At 55.2% G+C, this 26,513-nt stretch carries 25 protein-coding genes and 2 pseudogenes; 16 read left to right on the forward strand and 11 right to left on the reverse strand.

The features are described from left to right. Positions 1 to 6: 6 nt before the first annotated feature. Together HA41_RS20935 and HA41_RS00755 are read left to right on the forward strand one after the other, a co-directional pair. Positions 7 to 1,449 (forward strand): tail fiber/spike domain-containing protein, encoded by a 1,443-nt coding sequence (locus HA41_RS20935; protein WP_158086609.1) that lies wholly within the window; start codon positions 7 to 9, stop codon positions 1,447 to 1,449. A 1-nt stretch (position 1,450) separates the two neighbouring features. Beyond that, positions 1,451 to 1,636 (forward strand): hypothetical protein, encoded by a 186-nt coding sequence (locus tag HA41_RS00755; RefSeq protein WP_094119142.1) that lies wholly within the window; start codon positions 1,451 to 1,453, stop codon positions 1,634 to 1,636. Between the two features lie 154 nt (positions 1,637 to 1,790). Here HA41_RS00755 and HA41_RS00760 read toward each other — a convergent pair whose 3' ends face one another. After that, on the reverse strand, positions 1,791 to 3,068 hold the full coding sequence (locus HA41_RS00760) for a hypothetical protein (RefSeq protein ID WP_094119143.1): 1,278 nt from the start codon (positions 3,066 to 3,068) through the stop codon (positions 1,791 to 1,793). After that, positions 3,052 to 3,507 carry a hypothetical protein gene (locus tag HA41_RS00765; RefSeq protein WP_094119144.1) on the reverse strand — a complete coding sequence of 152 codons (456 nt, stop codon included), beginning with the start codon at positions 3,505 to 3,507 and terminating at the stop codon, positions 3,052 to 3,054. The genes HA41_RS00760 and HA41_RS00765 overlap by 17 nt, the downstream gene beginning before the upstream one ends. Before the next feature lie 607 nt (positions 3,508 to 4,114). Between HA41_RS00765 and HA41_RS00775 the strand changes: the two genes are divergently transcribed. Continuing rightward, the gene (locus HA41_RS00775) at positions 4,115 to 4,438 is read left to right on the forward strand and encodes a LexA family protein (RefSeq protein ID WP_094119146.1); all 324 of its coding nucleotides are present in this window, start codon (positions 4,115 to 4,117) and stop codon (positions 4,436 to 4,438) included. 173 nt (positions 4,439 to 4,611) lie between these two features. Here HA41_RS00775 and HA41_RS00780 read toward each other — a convergent pair. From HA41_RS00780 to fucO, 5 genes and pseudogenes are all read right to left on the reverse strand, one after another. Next, positions 4,612 to 5,208, reverse strand: a pseudogene (locus HA41_RS00780) (glutaminase); the annotation flags it as partial. 103 nt (positions 5,209 to 5,311) lie between these two features. After that, a complete protein-coding gene (locus HA41_RS00785) occupies positions 5,312 to 6,511 on the reverse strand; it encodes a CynX/NimT family MFS transporter (protein WP_094119185.1) in 1,200 nt (399 codons plus the stop codon). 205 nt (positions 6,512 to 6,716) lie between these two features. Further along, positions 6,717 to 6,887, reverse strand: a complete 171-nt coding sequence (locus tag HA41_RS21060; RefSeq protein ID WP_167373369.1) for a hypothetical protein — start codon at positions 6,885 to 6,887, stop codon at positions 6,717 to 6,719. A 107-nt stretch (positions 6,888 to 6,994) separates the two neighbouring features. Beyond that, positions 6,995 to 7,168, reverse strand: a complete 174-nt coding sequence (locus HA41_RS00790; protein ID WP_008924737.1) for a GhoT/OrtT family toxin — start codon at positions 7,166 to 7,168, stop codon at positions 6,995 to 6,997. Positions 7,169 to 7,466: 298 nt separating this feature from the next. Next, complete coding sequence (fucO, locus tag HA41_RS00795; RefSeq protein ID WP_094119147.1) at positions 7,467 to 8,615, reverse strand: lactaldehyde reductase; 1,149 nt, start codon at positions 8,613 to 8,615, stop codon at positions 7,467 to 7,469. A 276-nt stretch (positions 8,616 to 8,891) separates the two neighbouring features. On the opposite strand from fucO, the gene HA41_RS00800 reads away from it, so the two are divergent. Next, complete coding sequence (locus HA41_RS00800; protein WP_094119148.1) at positions 8,892 to 10,535, forward strand: dihydroxyacetone kinase subunit DhaK; 1,644 nt, start codon at positions 8,892 to 8,894, stop codon at positions 10,533 to 10,535. A gap of 14 nt (positions 10,536 to 10,549) precedes the next feature. On the opposite strand, the gene HA41_RS00805 is transcribed toward HA41_RS00800, so the two are convergent. Continuing rightward, positions 10,550 to 11,428, reverse strand: coding sequence for a LysR family transcriptional regulator (locus HA41_RS00805; protein ID WP_094119149.1), 879 nt, complete (start codon positions 11,426 to 11,428; stop codon positions 10,550 to 10,552). Between the two features lie 238 nt (positions 11,429 to 11,666). Between HA41_RS00805 and HA41_RS00810 the strand changes: the two genes are divergently transcribed. Next, entirely contained in the window at positions 11,667 to 12,215 is a 549-nt protein-coding gene (locus tag HA41_RS00810; RefSeq protein ID WP_094119150.1) for a YbhB/YbcL family Raf kinase inhibitor-like protein, read from the forward strand. A gap of 53 nt (positions 12,216 to 12,268) precedes the next feature. Here the strand turns inward: HA41_RS00810 and HA41_RS00815 are convergent, their stop codons facing one another. Then, a complete protein-coding gene (locus tag HA41_RS00815; protein WP_094119151.1) occupies positions 12,269 to 13,141 on the reverse strand; it encodes an alpha/beta fold hydrolase in 873 nt (290 codons plus the stop codon). A gap of 320 nt (positions 13,142 to 13,461) precedes the next feature. On the opposite strand from HA41_RS00815, the pseudogene HA41_RS21570 reads away from it, so the two are divergent. Then, positions 13,462 to 13,689: pseudogene (locus tag HA41_RS21570) on the forward strand (ABATE domain-containing protein); the annotation flags it as partial. Between the two features lie 9 nt (positions 13,690 to 13,698). Continuing rightward, positions 13,699 to 13,908 (forward strand): CGNR zinc finger domain-containing protein, encoded by a 210-nt coding sequence (locus tag HA41_RS21575; RefSeq protein WP_341865058.1) that lies wholly within the window; start codon positions 13,699 to 13,701, stop codon positions 13,906 to 13,908. Positions 13,909 to 13,959: 51 nt separating this feature from the next. On the opposite strand, the gene proP is transcribed toward HA41_RS21575, so the two are convergent. After that, positions 13,960 to 15,426: a glycine betaine/L-proline transporter ProP gene (proP, locus tag HA41_RS00825; RefSeq protein ID WP_094119152.1), complete on the reverse strand. Its 1,467-nt coding sequence runs from the start codon at positions 15,424 to 15,426 to the stop codon at positions 13,960 to 13,962. 316 nt (positions 15,427 to 15,742) lie between these two features. Then, positions 15,743 to 16,921 (reverse strand): aminotransferase class I/II-fold pyridoxal phosphate-dependent enzyme, encoded by a 1,179-nt coding sequence (locus HA41_RS00830; protein ID WP_094119153.1) that lies wholly within the window; start codon positions 16,919 to 16,921, stop codon positions 15,743 to 15,745. A 250-nt stretch (positions 16,922 to 17,171) separates the two neighbouring features. On the opposite strand from HA41_RS00830, the gene HA41_RS00835 reads away from it, so the two are divergent. The 9 genes from HA41_RS00835 to HA41_RS00875 all read left to right on the forward strand — a co-directional run bounded on the left by HA41_RS00835 (position 17,172) and on the right by HA41_RS00875 (position 26,468). Beyond that, on the forward strand, positions 17,172 to 17,951 hold the full coding sequence (locus tag HA41_RS00835) for a MetQ/NlpA family ABC transporter substrate-binding protein (RefSeq protein ID WP_208612729.1): 780 nt from the start codon (positions 17,172 to 17,174) through the stop codon (positions 17,949 to 17,951). Continuing rightward, positions 17,948 to 18,973 (forward strand): methionine ABC transporter ATP-binding protein, encoded by a 1,026-nt coding sequence (locus HA41_RS00840; protein ID WP_094119155.1) that lies wholly within the window; start codon positions 17,948 to 17,950, stop codon positions 18,971 to 18,973. Before HA41_RS00835 ends, HA41_RS00840 begins: the two co-directional genes overlap by 4 nt. Next, complete coding sequence (locus HA41_RS00845) at positions 18,966 to 19,634, forward strand: methionine ABC transporter permease (RefSeq protein ID WP_094119186.1); 669 nt, start codon at positions 18,966 to 18,968, stop codon at positions 19,632 to 19,634. Before HA41_RS00840 ends, HA41_RS00845 begins: the two co-directional genes overlap by 8 nt. A gap of 3 nt (positions 19,635 to 19,637) precedes the next feature. Next, positions 19,638 to 21,953 carry a molybdopterin-dependent oxidoreductase gene (locus tag HA41_RS00850; protein ID WP_094119156.1) on the forward strand — a complete coding sequence of 772 codons (2,316 nt, stop codon included), beginning with the start codon at positions 19,638 to 19,640 and terminating at the stop codon, positions 21,951 to 21,953. Between the two features lie 134 nt (positions 21,954 to 22,087). Next, complete coding sequence (locus tag HA41_RS00855) at positions 22,088 to 23,107, forward strand: isopenicillin N synthase family dioxygenase (RefSeq protein WP_094119157.1); 1,020 nt, start codon at positions 22,088 to 22,090, stop codon at positions 23,105 to 23,107. Between the two features lie 16 nt (positions 23,108 to 23,123). After that, positions 23,124 to 23,927, forward strand: a complete 804-nt coding sequence (locus HA41_RS00860) for a MetQ/NlpA family ABC transporter substrate-binding protein (protein ID WP_094119187.1) — start codon at positions 23,124 to 23,126, stop codon at positions 23,925 to 23,927. Continuing rightward, on the forward strand, positions 23,920 to 24,708 hold the full coding sequence (locus HA41_RS00865) for a methionine ABC transporter ATP-binding protein (protein WP_094119158.1): 789 nt from the start codon (positions 23,920 to 23,922) through the stop codon (positions 24,706 to 24,708). Before HA41_RS00860 ends, HA41_RS00865 begins: the two co-directional genes overlap by 8 nt. After that, positions 24,696 to 25,364 carry a methionine ABC transporter permease gene (locus tag HA41_RS00870; protein ID WP_094119159.1) on the forward strand — a complete coding sequence of 223 codons (669 nt, stop codon included), beginning with the start codon at positions 24,696 to 24,698 and terminating at the stop codon, positions 25,362 to 25,364. The genes HA41_RS00865 and HA41_RS00870 overlap by 13 nt, the downstream gene beginning before the upstream one ends. Before the next feature lie 9 nt (positions 25,365 to 25,373). Then, positions 25,374 to 26,468 carry an iron-containing alcohol dehydrogenase family protein gene (locus tag HA41_RS00875; protein ID WP_094119160.1) on the forward strand — a complete coding sequence of 365 codons (1,095 nt, stop codon included), beginning with the start codon at positions 25,374 to 25,376 and terminating at the stop codon, positions 26,466 to 26,468. Positions 26,469 to 26,513: the final 45 nt, after the last annotated feature.

The raw sequence follows: 26,513 nt of genomic DNA on the forward strand, positions 1-26,513 counted from the left end.
AAAAATATGGCCACTCAACCGACACAAAACCAAGTTCCAAGCGAGTCGCCTCGCGATCTTAAATTCAACGCAGGAAAAGTTGACGAGTTCGTTTCATCTTCCAATAGAACTTATACAGATCGATTGGGGAATGAGCATTATACCATTGAGGGGTTAAACTATTTGTCGCAGCAGGCGATGAAAGCTTTTGGTTATGTCATTTTAAATGGTAAGTCGTTCACTACGGGCGCAACTATATCCAATCCAAATGAAATATTGTTCAATCCAGCAGATGGCGAATACTACAAATGGACGGGGTCGTTTGCATCAGGACCTAAAGTAGTGCCAGAAAATTCAACGCCAGCTAGCTCGGGTGGTGAGGGCGCTGGAAAGTGGCTTACAGTGGGTGATTCAGCATTAAGATCGCAATTAATCGATGGATTTGCAGATATCCTGGTTGAGCAGCCGAAGACGGGCAATTTTTGGATTGATGTTCACCCCGAGGCTAAAATTCATCGCCAAAACGACAGGCTTTTCATCGGAGCAGCCGCGGATAACGATGGAAAAATATCAAGCACGCCAAGTTCTTCTACTAAGGACTGGATGGAGCTTATCCGCCCGGCCACGACTAACAATGCGCAGTTTGCAGTTCTGTCTACCATTGGTCAGGGAGCGGTTTTGGGTGCGTCACGAAGCTCTGATTTCGCATCAGCAGGTTCGTTAGGCTGTATTGGTCTTTCTGGTTACGGCATTAACGATAATACCGCCTTCCCTCAGACTGCTTATGGTGCATACCTGGAGGCTCAGCGGTTCGCTGGGGCCGGTCGGACCCACGGTTTTGAGCTTGATATTGTTAACTTTGGTTCAGCTGTGGGTATTCAACCCTATGACATGTTCCAGGATGGATTAACTGTAGGCGGGTGGATTGCTTCTGGGGCGGAATTTTCCTCAACCAAAGCTTCAGCAGCTCTGGCAATTATCAATAATGGAGCTCCTTTTGATAAGGGGATTGTCTTCCATTCAACCTCGCTTGCCGGAACGGACGGGATAACCGGCGCTGGGGTTGCTATTGAGATGGCAAAAAACCAGGCTATGCGTTGGATGTTTGGCGCGGGGGATCTTGGCGCATCCCTGACATCAGGTGTAAGTAATCCGGCAGCAACGCAGCAACTAGCGTTCACTGACTCAGGAATGCTATTCAGAAACAGAGTAACGCGCACGATGTTTCGTGTTGATGTATCCGATACCTATGTAAATGGCCTTGAGGTTATCCCCGCTAACGCAGGGTTCGCCGCTGCTATTCAGGCTACCGGAACTGATACAAATATTGACGTCGCTTTGACGCCAAAAGGAACAGGAGTTGTTAAGATAAATAACCCACAAGTATCAGCAGGAGCCGGGGCTCAGCAGGGGTATTTTCAGATACGTCTTGCTAACACACTTTATAAAATTCCTTACTACGCGGTGTGATATGACTTATAAATTAGAATTAACCAAAGATGAGTTAAGAGTTGTCGGGGCCGCTCTTGGCAACATGCCATACAGCCAGGTTGCCAGACTTATTGCTAGTATTGACGCGCAGGTCATGATGCAGGCCGAGTCATCACCATCAAATGAAATGAGTGCTAGCAATGGGTTAGATCAAGAAAAGCAGTAATGTAATTAGGCTGCATTGTTACGTGCAGCCTTTTTTATCAGTAAGGCATTACCGGCATGACAAAGGCAATAATAACAATAATTAACAGGCCAATGCACATTGCAATTGGAAATAACTTCCTGCTTTTGCTTTTATTCACAATAGATCTCCTGCTTCAAATTGAAATAATGTACGCAGCAATAATGCATGCGACGACATTTCTTAGTATTTCTTTTTCATGCCCGTATATTTTATAAAATATAAAGCATGATGAGCACATAATCATAACAGCCCACAGATATAAAACACGCATTCCCGAGGCATATACAGTAGGTGAGAAACCAACCATTAATATGGTGGCAAATCCAAGAATAATCATGACCAAAGGTTTAACGAAATCTCGGTCTTTAAGCGCTGCAACAGCGAGAGCGTAACACGTTCCCAGAATCACAAAACCTGTGAATAAATAAGAGCAATATCTGCTGATCGAGATCCATCTCTGTGGGTTCAGATATTCAGGATTATAAAATGACTCGCTCGGATGGAGCAGGCCCAGCCTGATTAGTAGCATTAACGCGACGTGAGCCATCATTACCAGCGCAAAAACTGACCCGACCTTTGTTCTGTTTTTATCTTTGATGATAAGAATTATGCATAGTATGCACAGGAGGCAGAAGACGATACTATCAGGCATTACCATTGCTTGGTGGATCCTGTCGTATCCGTAAATCAGTTTATTAACAAGACTTTCAGATTCATACCCCGGCATCCATCTCCATGTTTCTTCCTGAAGCCGATGAAAGTTTCCTGGTGCTGAAAACATCAACCATGACAGGACTGCGGTCACAAGGATATAGGCGTAAGAAAAAGGCCTGCGGAAATCACGGCAAAAGAAAATAAGGAGCAGAGCAGAGACCGCAGTTACAATGGATGTCTGTTCGCTAAAGCACGATATTGTCAGGCAAAGCAGCGACAGAGCTCCTTCAGTCCAGCCAACAGCTCCGCGCTTCATGAAAACTGAAAGTGAATAGAGCATGGCAGCAGCAGGCAGGAGGTAATTGTAAAACCCGGTTATCCACCATGAACCATTGGCCAGTATCTCTTTTGGCAAAAGCAGGTAAATAAAAACTGAAAGTGCAGTAACTTTTAAATCGAATTTACCTGTGATGATTCGCGAAGCAGAGGAACAGAGCAAGATAATGCTTAATGGAATTCCAACCTTCCAAACAGCGTGATAATTGATCGTTCCGACCATCAACGCGTTTAGGGTAAACCTTCCGCTCCAGCCTGCATAGCTTCCAACCATGAAATCATAGAGCGACGTGTTGTCAAGAGCATGCGAGAAAACCAGGTCGTCTGCGAAGTTCTGTAAGTTTAACGAAGCAGAAATCCCAGCAAGAGCAATGGCAACAAAAAAAGCTATTACATAATTTATTTTATTTTGAGCAGTCATATTCACCTCTATACCATTGCCCATCTCTTCCCATTGACAGAATAGTTATTTTTTTGGATGCTGACTCCTGTATGAAAGGAAGACGCAGGGCCGAAACAAAGCCAGAGTTGTCGAAATACCGGTTGGCTTTCATCTCATCTGTTTCATGACCTCTCTGATACATTAGGGTTTTGATCTTGTAGTAACCCCCGCCTTTATCATCCTTTAAGTAAAGTTCGGTTTTCAGCTTATACGCATCTTTAGGTGCGGACCAGCCGGATACGTTTACGAATCCATCTCCAAATTCACACGATGTCACTCCCCAGCCGTCAAAGTTACCAGCTATGTGCGGCAATTCGTATTTTTTTGAGGAGTTAAAAGAATGGTATCCAGACACAAAAACCAGGAAGGAAATTAAGGCAAATATAATAAATAAAATATCAATTTTTCTTCTTGTCATAAACTGGTCCCACGCATATCATCTTCCGTCAATAAATACTACATTTAGTTTCCTGCCTCGTCTTCTGCGGGCGGGCAAAGTTTGTCACTTCAAGGGGCATCGATCAAGTAAAGGCGGCATTAAGATTCGAAGATTCATAAGAATCCATTAAAAAAGGCCCGGCGACCGGGCAATGACTAAGCCGAACCTGTCTGAGCAGATTGCGGTGTAGGTCATTTGAGATTAGTCACTCCCCCGCCTGCTGCTCAAATAAAAACCCATTCACAACCGCACCTTTACAAATCTGTTAGCCGCTCCGTCTTGATCAAAACCACCGATCGATATTACTGTTTATCCATACAGTATTTATCAATGGAGGATTTATCATGCCACGCGACTACGAAATCAAAGGTGCCTTTTTACAGGCGATAAGCAGAGACGGCAGGGGCCGGCAGGTAGTTACTACCGGTACATTTCAGCGAAACCTTGAGGCGGTAAATCACATATGGACGCTGCAACAGTGCAATCAGTGGATACGTCGCGAACAGAACATGTTCAGAGAACTGGTAACTGATGGCGGTGAAAACCGCACTTACGCACTGATGAACATGGGATATGTGAGGTAGCTATGGGATTTCCATCTCCTGCGCAGGACCATGTTGAGCACCTCCTGAGCCTGAATGACATTCTGATGCCTAATCCGGCCAATATGATGCGCATTGAAACACCGGAAGGGTTTGTGCTGGTAGACCGTTCTATCCCTCCTAAGCCTGGCGACAAGGTTGCATTCCAGTTTGAGGATTACCCGCAGATTGGGAAACTGTTCCCCTCGGGCATCATCACTCAGGACGGCGAGACGATCGACGGTCAGGGACTGGATGGGGTAGTGGTGCTCGGAAAGGTGACGGCCGAAGTGCTGGCGGTTTATGAGCCATACCGGCCGACTATCTGATGGGACAGATTTGAGACACGCAAAGGTAGGTGCGCTTGGTGGGGCATGTATGGGGCAAAAATTACCGCAAAACGATGTTACTACCTGCTGAGTAGTTAGTCGCTTTGCGGTAAGCATCTGCTTTAACCGTACTTAAATCCTACTTCCTGCAATTTCCTGTTTCTACTAAGCCTCATCGATAGCGAGCAGTAGTGGAAATAGGTTTGCATTACGCTGGTGACGTCGTTATCAAAATTCCCGAACGATTTCATCAGCCAGGCGATGGCGGCATTGCGCGCGGAATGCTCGAACTCGGAGCGGGCGACATGGCGATCGTAATTGATATCTGGCTGCTGACTTAGCTGACGCACGATCTCCAGCATTCGCTGACGCGGCGCGGTCAGGCGGGTCTCCAGCAGGTCGCAAATTACCAGCGCACCGGCGTTGATAAACGGATTGCGGGGCTTGCCCTGTTCCAGCTCCAGCTGCACCAGCGAATTAAACGGCTGGCCCGACGGCTCCTTGCCGACCCGCTGCCAGATTTCACCGTCGTCATAGCGGGTCAGCGCGACGGTCAGCGACAGCGCTTTGGAGATCGACTGAATCGAAAAACGTGTTTCCGCATCGCCCGCCTGATAGAGCGTGCCGTCACGCAGACAGACGGCAATCCCTAAATGGTCAGCGGCAACGTCCGCCAGCGCCGGAATGTAATTGGCCACTTTTCCCTGGTGGACCAGTGGACGCACCTGGTCCAGCACTTCCTGTAGCAGATCATTACTCAGATCGGACACGCACTCTTCTCCCGTCGATAATTACTGGCCGGGATGATGAGTGTCAGCGGCCAGCGAATCAAGGCTAATTTTCTGCCGTTGTCAGCCATACCGAAGCGCAGAGTCAGCCGATGGGCTTTGACTGGGCGGCCAGCGGAGCCAGCAGCATCTGCAGCAGGCTCAGGCCGGTCAACAAGGTGAACGGTAAGGTCCAGTTGCCGCTGTAGTCATGCAGCACGCCAAAAAACAGCGGCCCGAGCGCCGCCAGTGCATAACCGACGCACTGAGCCATACCCGACAGCTGTGAGGCCTGGCGATGATTACTGGCCCGCAGATTAAATAACGACAGGCAAAGCACCAGCGACGCGCCCGCGCCGAGTCCGGCCAGCGTCAGCCAGGCCAGCGCCGCCTGCGGCAGTAACAGCAGGCCCAGCATCCCCAGAAAAATGGCGGTGGAGGCAACAAAGGCGGTGAGCCGGGCATCTTTTACCCGCTTCAGCGCCACCATGCAGCCAAGATTGGCGACGATCGCTATCGCCTGATACCAGAACAGCAGCCAGCCCGCAGCAGCCTGACTAAAGCCATTGGCCTGGGCATACAGCGCGAACCAGTCAATCAGGGTATAAAACGCCAGCGACTGCAGCGCCATAAACAGCGCAATCTGCCAGCCTCCGGGCGACCGCCAGGGATGACGAGGTGCCACCATTTCTGAGGAGGGCGGCAGGGTAGTGGCGTGACGACGTAACAGCGGCAGCCAGGCAATCAGCGCCACCAGCCCGGGCAGCGCCCAGACTACCAGCGACAGCCGCCAGCCCGCTGGCGATAACTGACTCAGCGGCACTGCCACGCCCGATGCCAGACTGGCGGTAATCGACATGGTGGCGGCGTAGAGGCCGATATATCTGGCGGTATGGGCGGTGAAGTCGCGCTTTATCAACGGCGGAAGCAGTACATTTGCCGCCGCGATACCGGCACTCAGCAGCAGGGTGCCGCCCCATAATGCCGCTTCGGCAGGCAGCCAGCGCATCAGTGAACCCACAGTAATCAGGCAGAGCGCGCCCCACAAACTGCGTTCCAGCCCGATACGGTTGCCCAGCCAGGCCGCCACCGGCGCCAGCAGGGCAAACAGCATCAGCGGGATAAAGTTAAACAGCCCTGCTTCACCGGCGGTCAGGCCAAACGTCAGGCGGATATCCTGCAACACCGGGCCAACAGCCGTGATCGGGGCACGCAGGTTAGCGGCAGTGAGTAGCAGAACGAACAGAAAAAAAGCGGCGCTGGAAAACCGCGGTTGAGAGGTAGAAACGTGTTTAACTGGGGTCATCAGGATAATCGTCACAGGCAGCAGCGCTGCGGGGGCGTTGATTGACGTTAACGCTTACGCATCACAAGTGATGTCTGGACGCTACTTTACTGACCGCTATTACCGCTGTAAAGCCTTGTTATCCGTTGATATTTGTGTCGTCACACTTTCACCCCTCTGCCAGTGACTGCGAGAACGAGTCAGGCTGCAGGGATAGCTTACTGTGTCAGTGAAATTCGGGTTCCGGAAAATGACCACAATCGTTTTGATTAGGATTGGTACCCGGCGGGCAGGTTTGCTGACGGGTTTCACTGGCAGTCACCGGTTTTTCATTACCCGGTTGGGCACTACAGGCGGTCAGGGCAGTAACTACCATCATCAGGCTGAGAAAACGCATATCCGCTCCTTAATGAGATTATCTTGAGCAAACAAACGTCGGTGGCCAGGTGATATCCGGCCAGAGGCGTATATACCTCAGTGTGGTGGGAAAGCGTAAATTGTCAATTAAAACAGAGCAAACATCAATGCGACCGGGAAACTCATCGGCCAGGTTGCCCCGACTAAAAATGCGCTCAGCAGTTTAATGCTCAGTTTATCTTTAGCGATAAAGAAGGTGATCAGCGTAGCGACCAATGCAACAACGGCATAAAAAATTAGCATACCCTGGTACAGTGTCATTGATATCTCCGCAGCGTCATTAAGGTTTTCGCAGCGCATAATGCGGATTTTTGTGATCCAGATCAAGTCAAACGCCGTTAAAAATCTAAAGAAACTGCACGCTGTACGCGGTGATAAGTTGAGAGAGGAACGGGCGATTTCAGGCTGAAACCGGGCGGCTAAAAAGCGGTTGAGCCGTTGCCGGCTGCCGTTGACTGACGAGAAAGCGCGCTGGCGAAGCAGAGGTTAAGAAACCGGCCGGCCGGAGCAGGCGGACCGGTTTGCCTGCAGCGCGCAGCGCGTGCTGCAGGCACAGGCGTTAGCTCTGCAGATACAACGCCATTACCTCATCGAGATTGGGTTCACGAGGGTTACCGCCGGTACAGACATCATCCAGCGCCGCCTGGGCCAGCGCAGCAATATCCTTATCCTGCAGGCCGACTTCCCGCAGGGATCGCGGAATGCCTACATCCTGGCAGAGCTGTCTGACCGCTTCCACAGCCGCCTGTCGCGCCTGATCGAGCGACAGGGTATCCACCTGCTTCACGCCCATCGCATGAGCAATATCGCGATATTTTTCGCCGGTGGCGGGCGCATTCCACGCCATCACCTGCGGCAGTAAAATCGCGTTAGCCACGCCGTGCGGCACGTTATAAAACGCACCCAGCGGATGGGCCATGCCGTGAACCAGCCCCAGTCCGACGTTGGAGAACCCCATGCCCGCCACATATTGGCCCAGCGCCATCTGCTCCACCGCATCGATGTTTCCCGCCACCGCGTCACGCAGCGAGTGGCTGATCATCTCAATCGCCTTGAGGTGCAGCATATCGGTTAACGCCCAGGCACCACGGGTAATGTATCCTTCTATCGCGTGGGTCAGGGCATCAATACCGGTCGCGGCTTTGAGCGAGGCGGGCATACTGGCCATCATTTCGGCATCAATTATTGCCACTTTAGGAATGTCATGCGGATCAACGCAGACGAATTTGCGGCGGTTCTCTTCGTCGGTGATGACGTAGTTAATGGTCACTTCCGCCGCCGTACCGGCGGTGGTCGGAATGGCAATGATGGGCACGCAGGGATGGCGGGTGGGGGAGACGCCTTCAAGGCTGCGCACATCTTCAAACTCAGGATTATTGATAATAATGCCGATCGCTTTGCTGGTGTCCTGCGGTGACCCGCCGCCAATGGCGATCAGATAGTCAGCACCCGATCGTTTAAAACATTCAACCCCTGCCTGCACCACCCGAATGGTAGGGTTCGGGACAACCTCATCATAGAGTGCCCAGTTGAGCTGATGTTGTGCCAGTAAATCTGTCACCCGCTTCAGAGCACCGGCTGCCACCAGTGCTTTATCAGTGACGATCAGCGCTTTACGCATTCCACGACGCTGAACCTCTTCCGGTAAATGGCGTAACGCACCCGCGCCAAACCAGGCGGTCTCATTCAGAATCATACGTTGGGTCATCAAAACATCCTCTGTTAACAAATGAACATTTACCTTCCGCGTTTAATCAGTGACGTTCTGCGCATAAGCTCTCAGAAAAAGGTAAAGGCATTTGATAAAAATCAATCAATTAACGAGAAGTGTATCGACTGGAGGCAGACGTGCCGCAGACCGCCCGGCGGTGACGCGTGCCGAACAGTCTGATTTCTGCGCTTAGCGGCGTGAATTTCCCCACGTCTTCTTTTGCTGTGTAACACTTCGTCAGGAGCAACTGACACTTTCATAAGAGGAAAAGCCATGACCCGGTTCGTAATGAACAAAAAGGATGACCTTGTTGATAGCGCGTTAGACGGCATGATTTACGCCAGCCCATGGGGCAATCTGGTGCGGCTGGCGGTCGCGCCTCGCATCCGTATCGTGATGCGTAAAGAGTGGCAGAAACAGCAGGTTGCGCTGATTTCCGGTGGCGGATCGGGGCATGAACCGGCGCACGTCGGGTTTATTGGTAAAGGGATGCTGACGGCCGCGGTGTGCGGCGATCTGTTTGCCTCGCCCAGCGTCGATGCGGTGTATAACGCCATTATCAATCTGACCGGTGACGCGGGCTGCCTGTTGATCGTCAAAAATTACACCGGTGACCGGCTCAATTTTGGTCTGGCGGCGGAGAAAGCGCGCAAAGCGGGCTTTATGGTCAACATGGTGATTGTGGGTGATGATGTCGCTTTGCCCGATAATCCTCAGCCGCGTGGGGTAGCCGGTACGCTGCTGGTGCATAAAGTGGCGGGTTTTGTCGCCGAACGTGGTGACGATCTGGCGGCAGTGACCGCGGCAGCAGAGTCAGCCAGCCAGGCCATCGCGAGCATGGGTGTGGCGCTATCGAGCTGCCATCTGCCTGATGAACAGAGCGGTCAACGCGTGCCGGAGGGCAGCGTTGAGATGGGGCTGGGTATCCATGGTGAGCCGGGCGTGGACGTGCTGAAAACGCAGAACAGCGAGCAAATTGTGCAGCATCTGCTGGAGAAAGTGATGCAGAAGGGCGATCCGCAGCAGCCGCGGGCGCTGCTGGTCAATAATCTGGGCGGCATGTCGGCGCTGGAGATGAGTCTGGTCACCCGTGACCTGATTGCTTCGTCACTTAGCCAGCAGGTCAGCTATCTGATTGGACCCGCGCCGCTGATGACGGCGCTGGATATGAAAGGTTTTTCGGTTACCAGCATGACGCTGACACCCCTGTTTGAACAGGCGCTTTGTGCGCCGGTAGAGGTTACGGGTTGGGCGAAGGCGATTAAACTGAGTGAATTACAGCCGGTTAGTGCGGAGCAGCAGGTGACTGAACATACCGCCACGCCTTCGGAAAATCCGGCTGTCGCCCGTATAGTGAACAGCATATGCGAAACCCTGATCGCCAGTGAAAGTGAACTGAACCAGCTGGATGCGCAGGTGGGCGATGGTGACACCGGCTCGACCTTCGCTGCCGGTGCTCGCCAGATCCAGCGCGAATGTGCGGACAACCAGCTGCCGCTCAACGCGTTACCTGATCTGCTCGCGGTCACCGGAGAACGGCTGGCCACGGTGATGGGGGGTTCCAGCGGCGTGCTGATGGCCATTTTCTTTACCGCAGCTGCTCAGCAACTGGCTGAAGGCGATGCCTTGCCCGCCGCGCTGCAGCAGGGGCTGGAAAAAATGAAGCAGTATGGTGGCGCGCAACAGGGTGATCGTACCCTGATCGATGCGCTGCAACCGGTGATTGAGGCGATGGTCGCAGGCAAATCGCTGGCGGAGGTGGCCGCTGCGGCGCAGCAGGGCAGCGACGCCACCGCCACCATGGGTAAAGCCAAAGCGGGACGCTCATCCTACCTCAACAGCGATAATCTCAATGGCGTACCCGATCCCGGTGCGGTGGCGGTGGCACGGGTGTTTGCCGCCCTGAATAAAGGTTAACGCTGACGGCGCGGTTAGGAGAGTAGTCGCGCCTGTAAAAAGGCCAGTAACTGACGGTTTACCTCACTGCGCTGACGGTGCTGGGGGTAAACCGCATTCAGCGCCAGCGACGTCGGATGAAACGGTTCCAGCACCGTCACCAGCTCGCCCCGCTGTAACGCAGGACCGACAATGAACTCGGGCAGCAGGACCAGCCCCAGGCCCGCCAGCGCCGCATCCAGTAGCACTTCACCGTTGTTGCTGACCATCGGCCCCTGGACTGCCAGCCATTTAGGTTTGCCGCTGACCTGTAACTCCCAGCCATTCTGACCCTCCCGACCATAGCGCAGGCAGGCGTGTTGCAGCAGTTCTTCCGGCTGTTGTGGCGTGCCGGCCCGGGCCAGATAGGCGGGACTGCCACAAATCACCCGTTTCAGCTCGCCTAACGGACGGGCAATCAGTGTGGAGTCGGCCAGTGCGCCAATGCGGATTGCCATATCAACGCCTTCACCAATCACATCGACATAGCGGTCGGCCAGCTCAATCTGAAACTGCAGTGCCGGATGCTGGCTGAGAAACTCCGCGATCAGCGGCGAAAGATGGTTCATGCCAAATGACATCGGCAGATTGATGCGAAAGCTGCCGCGCAGAGTCTGACGCTGTTCCGATACCGCCAGCTCCGCTTCCTGAATGTCATCAAGAATGCGCTGGGCGTGCTGCGCGAACAGCAGACCGGCATCAGTTACTGACAGTTTGCGGGTATTTCGAATCAGCAGGCGTGCGCCAAGCGAGGCTTCAAGCGCGGCCATACGACGACTCACATACTGCTTCGATAACATTAACTGGTCCGCCGCTGCGGTAAAGTTGCCTGCATGAATGACGGCGACGTAGATCCGGAGGTCTTCGATCTGCATTAATTCTGCTTCCGGGTGACAAGGCTGAGCATTGTCTTGTTTATTATTCAGAAGCGTTAACTTATATCGATTAAATTGCTAAAGAACAACGGCGTCGCGCTCCGCATCGCTTATCAGGCTGATCCCGGCATAAAGCCGCTAAATCTTACAAAACCGTTATATTTAAGCAGCAGCAACCGGCAACAACCCGCTAGCCTGCCGCAATTTACCCTGATAAAACCCTGTAAAGGAGTGACTGGTGAAGAAATTACTCTGTGCAATGATGCTGGCTACGCTGCCTGCGACCACCCTGGCAGCGTCAGTATTTACCTTGCAGTCAAAAGATTTCAGCGATAATGCGCTGCTGGATAAAAAGTTTGCCGGTGCGAATAAAAGTAATCCGTCCTGCACTGGCGAGAACATTTCACCAGAACTTAACTGGTCTGCCGTTCCCGCCGGCACCCGCAGTCTGGCCCTGCTGATGACCGATCCGGTGGGCGCTAAAGGGCAGGGCGTGACGCATATGGTAGCCTATAACATTGCGCCGGATCGCAGCGCCTTTGCTCAGGGCGAACTGACGCAGGGCAAAGGGTATACCGGCGGCAAAAATACCCCTGGCACTCAACACTATTACGGACCCTGTCCACCAGCGGGCAGCGGTCTGCATCATTATAACTTCGTGCTGATTGCGACCGATCTGCCGGCAGGCCAGCTCAAAGCGGGGTTAACCCAGACGGAGCTGCTGAGCCAGCTTAAAGGTCACGCGATTGGCGCGGCCAGTACCGTGGGCCGCTTCAGTAACGAGTAATCCTGCGTGAACAGCCTGCCGTAAGGTGAGTGACTTTACGGCAGCAGAGACGGTTAGTCGCCGCTGAACATTTCGCGGATACGCTGGGCGATGTAAGCGGTATGGGTTTCCAGCGCAAAATGGCCACTCTCCAGCATCTCCACCACCGCCAGCGGATTATCGCGCTGCCAGGCCGCCGCGCCAGGCGGAATAAAGAACGGATCGTGTTTGCCCCAGATCACCAGGGTCGGCAGCTGCTGCTGGCGGAAGAAGGCCTGAAAGGCCGGATAGAGCCGCAGATTGCTGGCGTAATCCAGAAACAGCGCGAGCTGAATCTCTTTATTGCCGGGGCGATCCATTAACAGCGTGTCGAGGGTATAACTCTCCGGCGCGATCTGCTGCGGATCGCTGACGCCATGCAAATACTGCCACTTAACGCCTTCCGGCGTCAGGATGGCGTCGCGGATCACCTCTCCATTTGCTTCGGTCGGATCGTCCCAGTAAGCCCGCACCGGCGCCCAGGCATCACCGAGCCCCTCCAGATAAGCATTGCCATTTTGAGAGATCAATCCGCTGACGCGCTCGGGATAAGCCAGCGCCAGCCGCAGCCCGGCAGGCGCACCATAATCGAAAACATACATCGCATAGCGCTTAAGCCCTAATGCATCCACAAAGGCGGTCAGCGTCTGACCAAAGGCATCGAAGGTATACGGATAGTTGCGTTCCGCAGGCACCTCAGTAAAGCCGAAACCGGGCAGGTCGGGGGCAATAATGTGGAATTTATCGGCCAGCAGCGGAATTAAATCGCGGAATTGATGAGACGAGGTGGGAAAGCCGTGCAGCAACAGCAGCGCAGGCAGCGCAGTATTGCCCGCTTCACGATAAAAAATATTTACGCCGTCAGCTTGCTGATAGCGGTAGGCGATCGGTACCGGTTGAATCGACATGGGCGCTTCCTGTAACTGTTAAAGCTATGTTTAAGGGGTTACGAAAAGTCATTATGCACCCTCTTTGTAACCTGTAAAGATACTTTTAATGGTTACCTGACGCCACTGTAACTGTTCAAAAGTGTTTTCATCGGTTACATTGGCCGCAGCGGATACTGGCGATACAGGATAAAGAGATGGCGGAGAAGCACACAATTAACCCGCAGACCGTGGTTTCTGGCGGATCATCCGGCACTGGATTTCATTAACACGGTAGCCAGGTCGACGGCCAGCCGCACGATTTCTGGCAAAGCGATCGGGATGTCGAGGCCTGGCTACAGCAGGCCGATCTGGTGACAAACACCACGCCGGTTCAGTACCAGCCAGGTGCATTGTTACAGGCAGCGCGACAGCTGCGGCAGATCATTCGTGATGCGGTACAGCAGCTGAAAGCGGGCGCGGCGGTTGATCCGCAGGCGCTTAACGCTTATCTGCAGGTGGCAGAGAGCCATTTGCAGCTCGATAATGACGGTGACGGTGGGCTGCAGCTTCGGCGGGTTTATCCGGATCACACTGCGATGCAGCAGCTGGGGCGGGTTGCAGAACAGGCGGCGACGTTACTGACGCAGGAGGATGTCAGCCGGCTGCGGGCCTGCGAACACCCGGCCTGTACCCTGTGGTTTTACGATCGCACCAAAGCACATCGTCGTCGCTGGTGCAGTATGGCGCTGTGCGGCAATCGGGCTAAAGTCGCGCGCTTCAGGCAGTTGAATCCGGCAGGGAAATAACCGACGGCTGATAAAAAGACACCCTGCAAATGCAGGGTGTCGTCGGTCAGGCTATTTTGCCGGCGCTGCCGTGGGCTTAGGGCGTTTGCGCAGCTTATCAATCAGGCGCTGCGCTTCGGCTTTGGTGGCCACCGCAGGCGATGAGCCGGTCAGCGGTTGACGGGCGGTTTCATGCACCGTAAGGATAGTGATCAGACCAATCACACCGGCACCCATCATGTAGTAGGCGGGCATCATGTTGTTTTTGGTGGTATCCACCAGCCAGGCGGTGATCAGCGGCGTGGTGCCACCGAACAGCGATACTGACAGGTTAAAACCGATCGCCAGTGCGCTATAGCGAATGTCAGTGGTGAACAGCGCGGGCAGCGTAGAGGGCATGGTGCCGCTAAAGCAGGTGTGCAGTACGCCCAGAATCAGCAGCCCGCCAAACACCGCCCACATATTACCGGAGCCGATCAGCATAAAGCTGGGAATTGCCAGCAGGATCAGACCTACCGCACCAAAACCAATCACCGGGCGACGACCAATGCGGTCCGTCCAGCGCCCCCACAGCAGCGTCAGCGGCATCATCACAAACATCGCCACCATCACCAGCAGCAGACCGCTCAGTTCGGGCAGACCCAGAACGCCAGTCAGATAGCTCGGCATGTAGGAGGTCAGCATGTAGTTCGAAACGTTAAACAGCAGCACCAGTCCGATACATTTCAGCATCGGTGCGCGGTATTTGCTCAGCATCTGCATCAGCGTCAGACGCGGCTTACTCTGCTCCAGCGCCTCTTGTTTTTCCATATGCTGCTGGAATGCCGGTGTCTCTTCCAGTTTCAGACGCACATAGAGTCCGAACAGACCCAGCGGCGCGGCGATAAAGAACGGTACGCGCCAGCCCCATGTCATCATCGCTTCATTCGACATCAGGGTGGTCATCACCGTCACCAGGCTGGCGCCCAGCAGGTAACCGCCGATGGTGCCAAACTCCAGGAAGCTGCCCATAAAACCACGACGTTTATCGGTAGAGTATTCAGCGATAAAGGTCGCCGCACCACCATATTCACCGCCGGTTGAGAAACCCTGAATCAGACGCGCCACCAGCAACAGGATCGGTGCCATGATGCCTATCGATGAATATGCCGGGATCAGCCCGATACAGAAGGTACCGATCGACATCATGATCATGGTCATCGCCAGCACTTTCTGCCGGCCGATACGGTCGCCGAGCGGGCCAAACACCAGGCCGCCAATCGGACGCACCAGGAAGGCCGCAGCAAAAGTACCAAAAGTGGCGATCAACTGAACCGCGTTATTGGCATCCGGAAAGAAAACTTTGCCGATAATCACGGCGAGATAGCTGTACACGCCGAAATCAAACCACTCCATCGCATTACCCAGTGCGGCAGCGCCCACGGCACGCTTCAGCATGTCGTTATCGATCACGGTAATGTCATCAACAGTCAGCTCTTTTTGCTTCCTGTTCCAGAAGTGTTTCTTTGGATGTTCAGACGATAAGTTTCTGGTGTCCATATTCCCCTCAAATGCTTCAAATAAAGGAGTCTTATAGCTTTCGCAGCCGCAAAATAATGTTCAGAAGAAACCGTGGAAATGAAAGCTATAAGAAGCCGAATAATAGTTAAGCGAAGCGGCTGGTAACCGCAGCCGCCAAACCTTAGACCATTATTGTAAGTTATTGCAAGTTTTTGGAGTAAATAACCGCAGTTCCTGACAAACGCAGCAGGGTCTGTTTATTCATCCCTGCTTACGCTTATCAATATTTTGTAACCGAATTACAGATTTTATTATCGGAATGGCTGGGGCTGATAATTTAATAATACTGGCCGCATCAACCAAATAATTTCAGCGCTGCAACGCGATCAAGGGCGCGCATAATTAAATCCGTCTCTGCGGTGAGGCTGATGCGAATATAGTGCTGACCCGCCGGACCGAAACCTTCGCCAGGCGCGACCAGCAGATGTGCCTGCTCCAGTAACAGGGCGGCAAACTGCTTGCCAGTCATGCCAGATGGCGTGGCAAGCCAGAGAAAAAAGGTGCCCTGACGGGATGGTACCGGCCAGCGCAGCCTGGCCAGCTTAGCCAGCACCTGCACCCGTCGCTGATGCCAGCATTCGGTCAGCTGCGCGATCTGTTCAGACGGCAATCCCAGCGCGGTGATGGCGGCATCCTGCACGGCACCATAGACCGTGCTGTAACTGTGGGTATGCAACTTTTTAAACGCCGCGATGATCGAGGCATTGCCAACGGCAAAGCCGATCCGCCAGCCGGCCATCAGAAAGCTCTTCGACAGAGTATAAATTTCCACTCCCCATGCTTTGGCGTCAGGCTGAGCGAGCAGGCTGATCGGCTGTTCGCCGCGCTGGCTGCCGAGAGTGGCATAGGCAAAGTCGTGCATCAGCGGCACATGGTGCTGACGGGCAAAGGCCAGCGCGGCGGCAAACAGCGCGGGCGTCGCCAGTGCGCCGGTCGGGTTATGTGGATAATTCAGCAACAGCAGTCCGGCACGTGCTGCTATCGGCGCCGGGATCGCGTTAAAGTCCGGCAGGAAAGCGTTACTCGCCTCCAGCGGAATGCCGTAAAAATCCGCATTCGCCTGGCGGGCCGCTGAGCGATAAAGTGGATAGCAGAGATCGGTGGAAATCAGCACCTGGCCTGGGTTGAGCAGCGCGCGCGGCAGGCCGTTAACCGCAATATGCGCTCCCTGAAACACCGCAATTTCGCTGTCAGGATCGAGTGTCACGCCGTACTGCCGTTGATAAAAGTCAGCAATAGCCCGGCGCAACGCAGGTTTGCCCCAGAAAGAGGGATATTCATGATTTTCAGGCTGCGCCGCGGCTGCCTGCAGGGAAGCAATAATGCCGGGCGGTGTCGGCTGGCGCGGACTGCCCGAAGAGAGATCGATTAACGGCAGGTGCGGGTCATCGAACTGCGCCGCCTGCTTTTCTAACAGACTGAAGAGGTTCTCCTCCAGCCCTGCCACCATTTCCGATGCTGCAAACTCCGCCATAATATCCCCGAAAAGTGTCTGCTAAGCGGCAGAGCATGACACAGCCTGGTGATTCCTTTTTAGCAGAAATAACACTATCGATTGCCGTTAAATGAATTTCCAGCAGACAACTATCGTTAGCATAAAAAAGCCAAAGCGACGGGCGGGTTTTAACTATTCCTGATTACAGCGGCTGTGATTAAATCAATTTTTCTCACAATAATGAATAAGGTTTTTTATGCGCATCAGTTTTAAGGGAACGTGGTATCTGATGGCCGCCGCCGCAACGCTCATTTCCACCGCCCATGCTGCGGAAGAAAAAGTGATTCGTATTGGCTTTAATCCCGGCCCCTATAAAGAGCAGTTTGAAAAAGGGGTTGCACCCTGGCTAATTAAGCAGGGATATAAAATCGAATATAAAGATTTCAGCGATGGTATTCAGGTTAATGACGCGGTACACCGTGGCACTATTGACGCCAATATCATGCAGCATCCGGTCTATCTCAAATCGGTTAATGACCGGCTCGGTATCGATAATGTCGGCATTGTTCAGGTGCCGACACCGCCGATGGGGCTTTATTCTGAGCGCGTCAGACAACTGCCTACGCCAGCGCCGGGTACAACGGTTTCGGTACCGAATCAGCCCTCTAATGAATATCGCGCCGCGCTACTGTTACAGAGCATCGGCTGGCTGAAGATCAATCCTGACAGTGACGCAGCGACATTTTCACAGAAAAACATCAGCGAAAACCCGTACAAAATCGTGCTGAAAGAGATGGATAACGCGCAGCAGGTGCGGGCGTTGCCGGATGTCGATTTTGGCGTAATTCAGGGCAATTTCGCGGTATCAAGCGGCATAAAACTGAGTTCAGCGCTGAAGCTGGAAGCACCGACCAGTCAGTTTATTAACGTGGTTACCGTCGCCGGAAAGAATAAACAGGCGGCGTTTGCCCGCGATATTATTGCCGGCTATCACTCAGCGGAATTCAGACAGTATATCGTCAGTGATCCGCAATATAGCGGCTATCTGCTGCCAGATTATTTCAAATGAGCCAGCCAACTATCGTCTTTCGCCAGGTGAGTAAAACCTTCTCGCGTAATGGCGTTGAGGTTAAGGCGCTGGATAACGTTAACCTGACCATTAATCAGGGCGACATTTTCGGCGTCATCGGCACCAGCGGGGCCGGAAAAAGTACTCTGCTGCGGCTTATCAATCATCTGGAAACGCCGACGGCGGGCACGGTTGAGGTGCAGGGCGAAGCGTTACAGGGCGTCAGCAAAGCGCGCCTGAATCAGGTCAAAAAGCAGATCGGCATGATTTTCCAGCACTTCAATTTACTGAATGCCCGGACGGTTTTTCATAACGTGGCGATCCCGCTGATTTTACAGGGGCGGGATAAGGCTTTTATTACTGCACGGGTTGAAGAGCTGCTGGCGTTCGTCAACCTGAGCGACAAGGCCCACAGTTATCCGGATGAACTCTCCGGCGGCCAGAAACAGCGCGTCGGGATTGCCCGGGCGCTGGCAACCAACCCCGCCATTCTGCTGTGTGACGAGGCGACGTCGGCGCTGGACCCACAAACCACGGTGCAGATTTTGTTGCTGCTGCAGGAGATTAACCAGCGCTACGGCATCACCATCGTTCTGATCACGCATGAGATGTCGGTGGTGCAAAAAATCTGCAACAAAGTGGCGGTGATGGCGCAAGGCCGGATTGCTGAACAGGGTGACGTGCTGGCGTTGTTTGCCGATCCGCAACAGTCGGTCAGCGCCAGCTTTGTGCAATCGGTGATCCATGATCGGCTGCCACAGCAGACGATGGCGCTGCTGAGCCAGCAGCCGAACCTGCAGTCACTGCGGCTGGAATTCGTCGGCAGCACCGCCCAGCAGCCGATTATCCATCATCTGATCCGCAATTTTGCCGTCGAGGTCAATATCCTGTTCGCCAATATGTCGGAAGTGCAGCGCACCATTCTTGGCTTCATGATCGTTCAGCTCAGCGGGGAGCCGGCACAAATCGCGGCGGCAAAGGATTTTCTGACGGCAACAGGAGTGAAAATCAGTGATATCTGATCTGTTTGATACTGCGGTTACCGGCGACCAGTTTTTAATCGCCTTGCAGGACACGCTGGTGATGGTGAGCGTATCGCTGGGGTTTGGTTCGCTGCTTGGCCTGCCGCTGGGCGTGATTCTGGTGATTTGCCGTCCTGGCGGCATCATGCCGAACCGGCTGATGCATCAAATCCTCAATCCGGTGGTGAACATTATCCGTTCGCTGCCGTTTATTATTCTGCTGATTACTATTCTGCCGCTGACCCGTCTGCTGGTGAACACCACTATCGGCACCGCCGGTGCCATCGTCCCGCTGGTGATTTTTATTGCGCCCTACATTTCCCGGCTGGTGGAGAGTGCGCTGCTGGAGGTCGATGAGGGCATTCTTGAATCTGCCAATGCCATGGGGGCCACGACCTTTCAGACCATCTGGTACTTCATGTTACCGGAAGCCGCCTCGTCGCTGGTTCTCGCCCTGACCACGGCCACCATCGGCTTGTTGGGTGCGACTGCTATGGCCGGCACGGTAGGCGGCGGCGGGATAGGGGATCTGGCGATCACCTACGGCTACCAACGTTTTGATGCCTTTGCCACCCTCACCACCGCACTGGTGCTGATCGTGATCGTTCAGCTGTTACAAACCCTGGGGACGCGCCTGTCGCGTCGTATTCGCCGCGAGTAACCAATGAAAAACAGTGATTTAGCCGTGATGCACTGGGGGACTTATCACGTCACCACCGAAGAGGGGCGGCTGACAGCGGTAACGCCGGTGGCGTGGGATCGCAATCCTTCTCTGATTGGTCAGTCGCTGCCGGACGCGATACACAGTGACACGCGGGTGAAGTACCCGGCGGTGCGGCTGGGTTACCTGCAGGGTAAGCCCGCATCGCGCCAGTCACGCGGCAAAGAGCCGTTTGTTGAGGTGAGCTGGGAACACGCGTTACAGCTGGTGTCGGATGAGCTGGCGCGGGTGCGGCGGCAGCACGGCACTCAGGCCATTTATGCAGGCTCTTACGGCTGGTCGAGTGCCGGACGCTTTCACCATGCGCAGAGTCAGCTGCACCGCTTCTTCAACGGTTTTGGCGGCTATACCGGCAGCACCAACACCTACAGTATTGCCGCCGGTGAACGCACCTTACCGCATATCCTCGGCGATCTCGACACGTTGCAGCGTCAGCACACCCACTGGCCGGTACTGGCGCAGCATTGCGAGCTGTTTGTCGCGATCGGTGGCTTGCCGCTCCGCAATGCCCAGGTCAATGGCGGCGGGGCCAGCGATCATGCACTGGCGCACTGGCTGACGACGCTGCGCCAGAACGGCACCCGCTTTATTAATGTCAGCCCGGTCAGAAACGATCTGTCGGCGGTGCCGGATGCGGAATGGCTGGCGATTCAGCCCGGCTCTGATACCGCGCTGCTGCTGGCAATCGGTCAGGTGCTGATTGCGGAATCCCGCTACGACGCCGACTTTGTGGCCCGCTACACGGTGGGGTTCGATGAATATGCCGCTTATCTGACCGGCGAACGGGACGGCGTGGTGAAAACCCCGGAATGGGCCGCGCCACTGACCGGATTAGCGGCGGCGCAGATCCGCCAGCTGGCGCGGCAGATGGCGGAAAGCAAAACCATGGTCAATATTGCCTGGTCGGTGCAGCGTGCGCGGCAGGGCGAACAGGCGTTCTGGGCGGCGGTTGCCACCACGGCGCTGCTGGGCCAGATTGGCACGCCGGGTGGCGGGCTGGGTTTTGGCTATGCCTCGACCAACCTGGCGGGTGCTGCCCGGCGTCAGTTTTCCGGTCCCCGACTGCCTGCCGATCACAACCCGGTGCAGCAAAACATTCCGGTGGCGCGTATTGCTGACATGCTGCTGAACCCTGGTGGCAGCTATGCATTTGATGGGCAGCAGCGGACTTACCCTGATATCCGGCTGGTCTACTGGGCGGGCGGTAACGTTTTCCATCATCATCAGGACCTCAACAAGCTGATCCGCGCCTGGCAGCAGCCGGATACCATTATCGTGCATGAGCAGTTCTGGACTGCCCAGGCGAAGTTTGCCGATATCGTGCTGCCCGCCAGCACCTCGCTTGAGCGCGAAGATATCGGCAGTGCCAGCAATGATGGTTTTATGATCGCCATGCCGCAGCATCTGCCGCCGTTTGCCGGATCGCAGTCTGACTATGCGATTTTTGCTGCACTGGCAGAACGGCTTGGCTTCGCTGAGCGCTTCACTGAAGGACGTGATGTACGCCAGTGGTTAGCGGCAATCTACGATGCATCACGCCCACGCGCCGCGGAGCAGGGCATTGTGCTGCCCGACTTCGATACGTTCCGGGCCGCCGGCAAGCTGGAATATCCGCTGCCCGATACGTCGCAGATCCTGTTGCAGGCATTTCGTGACGATCCTGATGCCGCACCGCTGACGACACCTTCTGGCCGGATTGAGCTGTTTTCGCAGACGGTCGCCGGTTTTGGCTACGCCGAAGCGCCAGGATTTGCCTGGTGGGACCCGGACGAATATCAGGCGCAGCAGCAGGAGAAGCAGCAGTGGCCGTTGCATCTGCTCTCCAGCCAGCCGCGTACCCGGCTGCACAGTCAGTACGATCACGGGCGTATCAGCCAGCAAACCAAAATTGCCGGACGCGAGCCGCTCTGGATGCACCCGGATGACGCGGTACCGCGCGGCATCAGCGAAAACAGCATTGTGAAGGTGTTTAATGGGCGCGGGGCGGTGCTGGCGGGTGTTCATCTGACGCAGGATATCCGGCCTGGCGTGGTACAGATGTCGACCGGCGCCTGGTATGACCCGCTGGATCAGGATGGCGACCTGCCGCTGGATAAACACGGTAACCCTAACGTGCTGACCCGCGATTGCGGCAGCTCGCGACTGGGGCAGGGATGCAGCGCCCAGACCTGCTTTGTCGATATCGTGCGCTATGACGCGCCGTTACCCGCTATCACCGCCTGGCAGCCGCCGGAATTTGTCCGGTGGCCCACTGAATAAGCACTGAATAATGAGGCGGTTAAGAATAATCGCGTTATTCCCGCCGTCTGAATATCGATTGCAGGATTAGTTGGTAGTTAAACACCCGGTGAACTGGCAAGGTTAATTCATTCCATGCCAACAGGGTGTCAATAATGAGTGAGTTAACGTCATCATCATTACCGATCATTGATTTCGCGTTATTGTCCGGTAATAAACAACAGCAGCAGCAGTGCCTTGAAAAATTAGGCCAGGCAGCGCGCGATGTCGGTTTCTTTTATTTAATTAATCACGGCATTGATACTGATTTATTAAATGCGGTTCAGCGCGTCTCCCGGGATTTTTTTGCTTTACCCGAGCAGGATAAATTATCGGTCAGAATGGCCAATTCGCCCCATTTCCGCGGCTATAACCTTGCCGGTGTTGAAATTACCCGCAGCCAGCCTGATTTCCGTGAACAGTTTGATATTGGCGCTGAACGCGAGGCGTTGCCGGTCACCGCTGAGTCTCCCGCCTGGCAGCGGATGCAGGGTCCGAACCAGTGGCCCGCCGCGCTGCCTGAGCTGCAAACGGTGGTGACCCGCTGGCAGCAGGAGATGACCTCGGTGGCGCTGGAGCTGCTGCGGGCCTTTGCCGAGGCGCTGGATCTGCCGCGTCACGCCTTCGACAACCTGTATGGCGACTACCCCAACGAACACATTAAGCTGATCCGCTACCCGGGTCGTACCGACAGCGAATCGCGTCAGGGCGTGGGTGCGCATAAAGACACAGGCTTTCTGACGCTGCTGCTGCAGGACGATCAGCCAGGCTTGCAGGTGGAGGTTACGCCTGACCACTGGGTTGACGCATCGCCGCTGCCCGGCGCTTTTGTGGTGAATATCGGCGAACTGCTGGAGCTGGCGACCAACGGCTACCTGCGCGCCACCGTGCATCGGGTGGTGTCGCCTCAGCAGGCCAGTGAACGGCTCTCTATCGCCTTCTTCCTGGGGGCGCAGCTGGATGCCGTGGTGCCGATCTATCAGTTGCCGCCGTCGCTGGCCCGGCTGGCGCAGGGACCGAGCAGCGATCCGCTTAATCCGCTGTTACGTGAAGTGGGCTGGAACTACCTCAAAGGCCGGTTACGTTCCCATCCGGAAGTCGCCCAGCGTTTCTACCCTGAACAAGCTCAACACTGATAATAAGAGATAAATGATGATTAAAAAGCGCGTCTTAGCCCTTGCCGGGCTCACTTTGCTGATTGCTCAGAGTTTGCAGGCAGCGCCATTACGTGTCGCAGCCGATCCGGTGCCACACGCGGAAATTCTGGAATATGTCAAAACCCTCGATCCGACACTCGATTTTAAAATCGTCGAGCTGAGCGGCGGCGTGAATGCCAACGAGCTGCTGGCATCAGGTGATGTCGACGCCAACTATTTCCAGCATCTGCCTTATCTGAAAGATCAGGAAAAAGCGCTGGGGAAAACCTTCGCGGTGGCGGCCAGTGTGCACATAGAGCCGCTGGGCATTTACTCTCATAAAGTGAAAAGCCTGTCGGCCCTGCCGCAGGGTGCCAGCATCGCGGTGCCGAACAACTCCACCAACCTGAGCCGGGCGCTGTGGCTGTTGCAGGACAAAGGGCTGATTAAACTGGGCGCCCAGGGCGAAACGGGTTCAACGCTGGTGACGCCAAAAGATATCAGCGACAACCCGAAACAGATCAAAATCATTGAGATTGAGTCACCGCAGCTGCCACGGGCGCTGGATGATGTGGATGCGGCGGTGATCAATGGCAACTACGCGCTGGAGGCGGGGCTGACGCCAGCGAAAGATGCGCTGGGACTGGAGTCAGCGAATCACAATCCGTATGCCAACCTGCTGGTGACCACGCCCGGGCTGGTTAAAGATCCGCGTATTCTGCAGCTGGCGAAAGATCTGCGCTCGCCGCAGGTGGCCGACTTTATCCGCAAAAATTATCACGGCTCGGTGATCCCGGTAGCGGACCCGCAGCATGATTAAACTTTCACATCTCAGCAAACACTATCCCGGCGCGGCAACCCCCGCCCTGGATGACCTGTCGCTGACCATCGAAGAGGGGACAATTTTTGGCATTTTAGGCCGCAGCGGCGCCGGGAAAAGTACCCTGCTGCGTTGCCTGAACCGGCTGGAGACTCCGTCCAGTGGCCAGATTGAGATTGATGGAGCGGACATTGCCGCCATGAGCCTGGCGCAGTTGCGCCAGCAGCGGCAGCAGATGGGGATGATCTTTCAGCACTTCAATCTGCTGCACTCGCGCAATGTGCATGACAACATCGACCTGCCACTGGAGATCGCTGGCGTACCGCCCGCCGCGCGGCGTCAGCGGGTCAGCGAACTGCTGCAACTGGTTGGGCTGACCCCTTTTGCAGCGGCGCGGCCGTCGCAGCTCTCCGGCGGGCAAAAACAGCGGGTCGGTATCGCCCGCGCGCTGGCGGCCAGGCCGCGTTATTTGCTGTGTGATGAAGCAACCAGCGCGCTTGACCCTGAAACCACCGCATCGATTCTGGATTTACTGGCGGATATTCAGCAGCAGCTGAATATTACTATCGTGCTCATCACCCATGAGATGACGGTGGTGAAACGGATCTGCGACGGTGCCGCGCTGCTTGAACAGGGCCGGCTGGTGGAGAGCGGGTCACTGAGTCAGATCATGGCACGTGAAGAGGGACGTCTGCGGCAGCTTTTGCTGAAAGATGGCGAAGCGGACCGGGCCTTTATCGAAAAATATCAGCGTGGAGCCCTGACACGATGCGTAGCCTGACCAGCGAACGTTTTCAGCAACTGCTGCTGAACGCCACCGGAGAAACGCTTTACATGGTGCTGCTGGCGGCCCTGTTTACCGTGGCGATCGGTTTGCCGGTTGGCGTCTTACTGTTTCTGACCCGCCCGCAGGGCATTCTGCCTAACCGGGGAGTGTCATGGCTGCTGAATGCGCTGGTGAATACGGGCCGGGCGCTGCCGTTTGTGGTGCTGTTGATCGCGCTGATTCCGTTTACCCGCTTACTGGTGGGCACCACGCTGGGCAGTACCGCCGCGATCGTGCCGATCACCCTGGGCGCTTTTCCCTTTTTTGCCCGCATCGTCGAGAACGCGCTGGATGAGGTGGATCGCGGACGGATTGAAGCGGTGGTGTCGATGGGCGGCACCCTGTGGCATATCGTCAGTCGCGTCCTGCTACCGGAAGCGTTACCGGCGCTGGTGGCGGGCATTACCCTGACCATTGTGATGCTGATTGGCTTCTCAGCGATGGCCGGTGTAGTCGGCGGAGGGGGATTGGGCGATCTGGCGATCCGTTACGGTTATCAGCGTTTTGATAACCAGATTATGGCGGCCACCATCGTGGTGCTGCTGGCGCTGGTGATGCTGATTCAAAAACTGGGCGATCGGCTGGTCCGTTCGCTGGCCTATCGTCGCTAAGGGGCGCTGATGTTTCGTGTGATGTCGCCGAAAGGCTATCTGCAACGTCCCGGCCTGCGGGCGGAGGTGGGTGAAATCATCCGGCCGCTGGCCACGCATATTCATATCCTGACCTCGCCGCGCGCCTGGCAAGCGGTCAACCCGCAGCTCAGTATCAGTCTGGAGCAGGCCGGCATACGCTGGCAGCTCGACTATTTGCCCGGTGAATGCACCGATGCGGCGATTGCCGATCTCCAGCAACAGGTGCAGACGCATGGCGCATCGCTGATTCTGGCGATCGGCGGCGGCCGGGTGCTGGACTGCGCCAAAGCGATCAATGATGCGCTGCCGCAGGTACGGCTGGTTAATATGGCGACGGTGGCAGCGACCTGCGCGGCCTGGTCACCGCTGGCGATTATTTACAATCAACAGGGTGGTCATCTGCGCAGCCAGCCGCTCAGTTGTATGCCGGAGTGGATTCTGGTGGATAGCGAGGTGATTGCCAACAGCGATATACGCTATCTGCGCGCCGGCATGGTAGATGCGCTGGCGAAATGGATTGAGTTTGAACCCTATCAGCGGCAGACGCCGCACCGGCTGGCGCTGGATTTGAAAGTCAACGCCGCCAGGCAGGCACTGGAATGGTGTGAACGCTGGGGCGAAGCGGCCGTGGCGGCCAACATCGCGCAGCAGGTGACCCCCGCGCTGGAAAAAATTATCGAAGCCAATATTGTGCTGGCCGGACTGGCGAACAGCATTCAGGACAGCATGGCGACTCCCGGCTTTGCGCATGTGATTCACGACCGGCTGACGCATCAGCCTGAACTTCATCACTGGCTGCACGGTGAAAAGGTGGGCTTCAGCCTGCTGGTGCATTCATTGATCGAGCAGGATAACGGTCAGGTGGAGCCGACACTGTTATCACTGCTGCGGCGTTTCTACAGTCCGCTGACGCTGCCCGCCACTCTTCCTGATGCAGCGCTGCGGCAGATCGCCCAGGATATTCATTTCCCCGCCGCCAGCTTGGCGGATCTGCCCTTTACTATTGACTCACACCGGCTTGAACAGGCGCTACGGGCGACCGCGGCGTTTAAACCGTCAATGCGGTCTGCGCCACCGGTGTAAAACAGTGCTTGCTAACCTACTAACCGTAACCTACCTTTAGTAACT

The sequence above is a fragment of the Pantoea conspicua genome (genome assembly GCF_002095315.1).
Taxonomy (GTDB): Bacteria; Pseudomonadota; Gammaproteobacteria; order Enterobacterales; family Enterobacteriaceae; genus Pantoea; species Pantoea conspicua.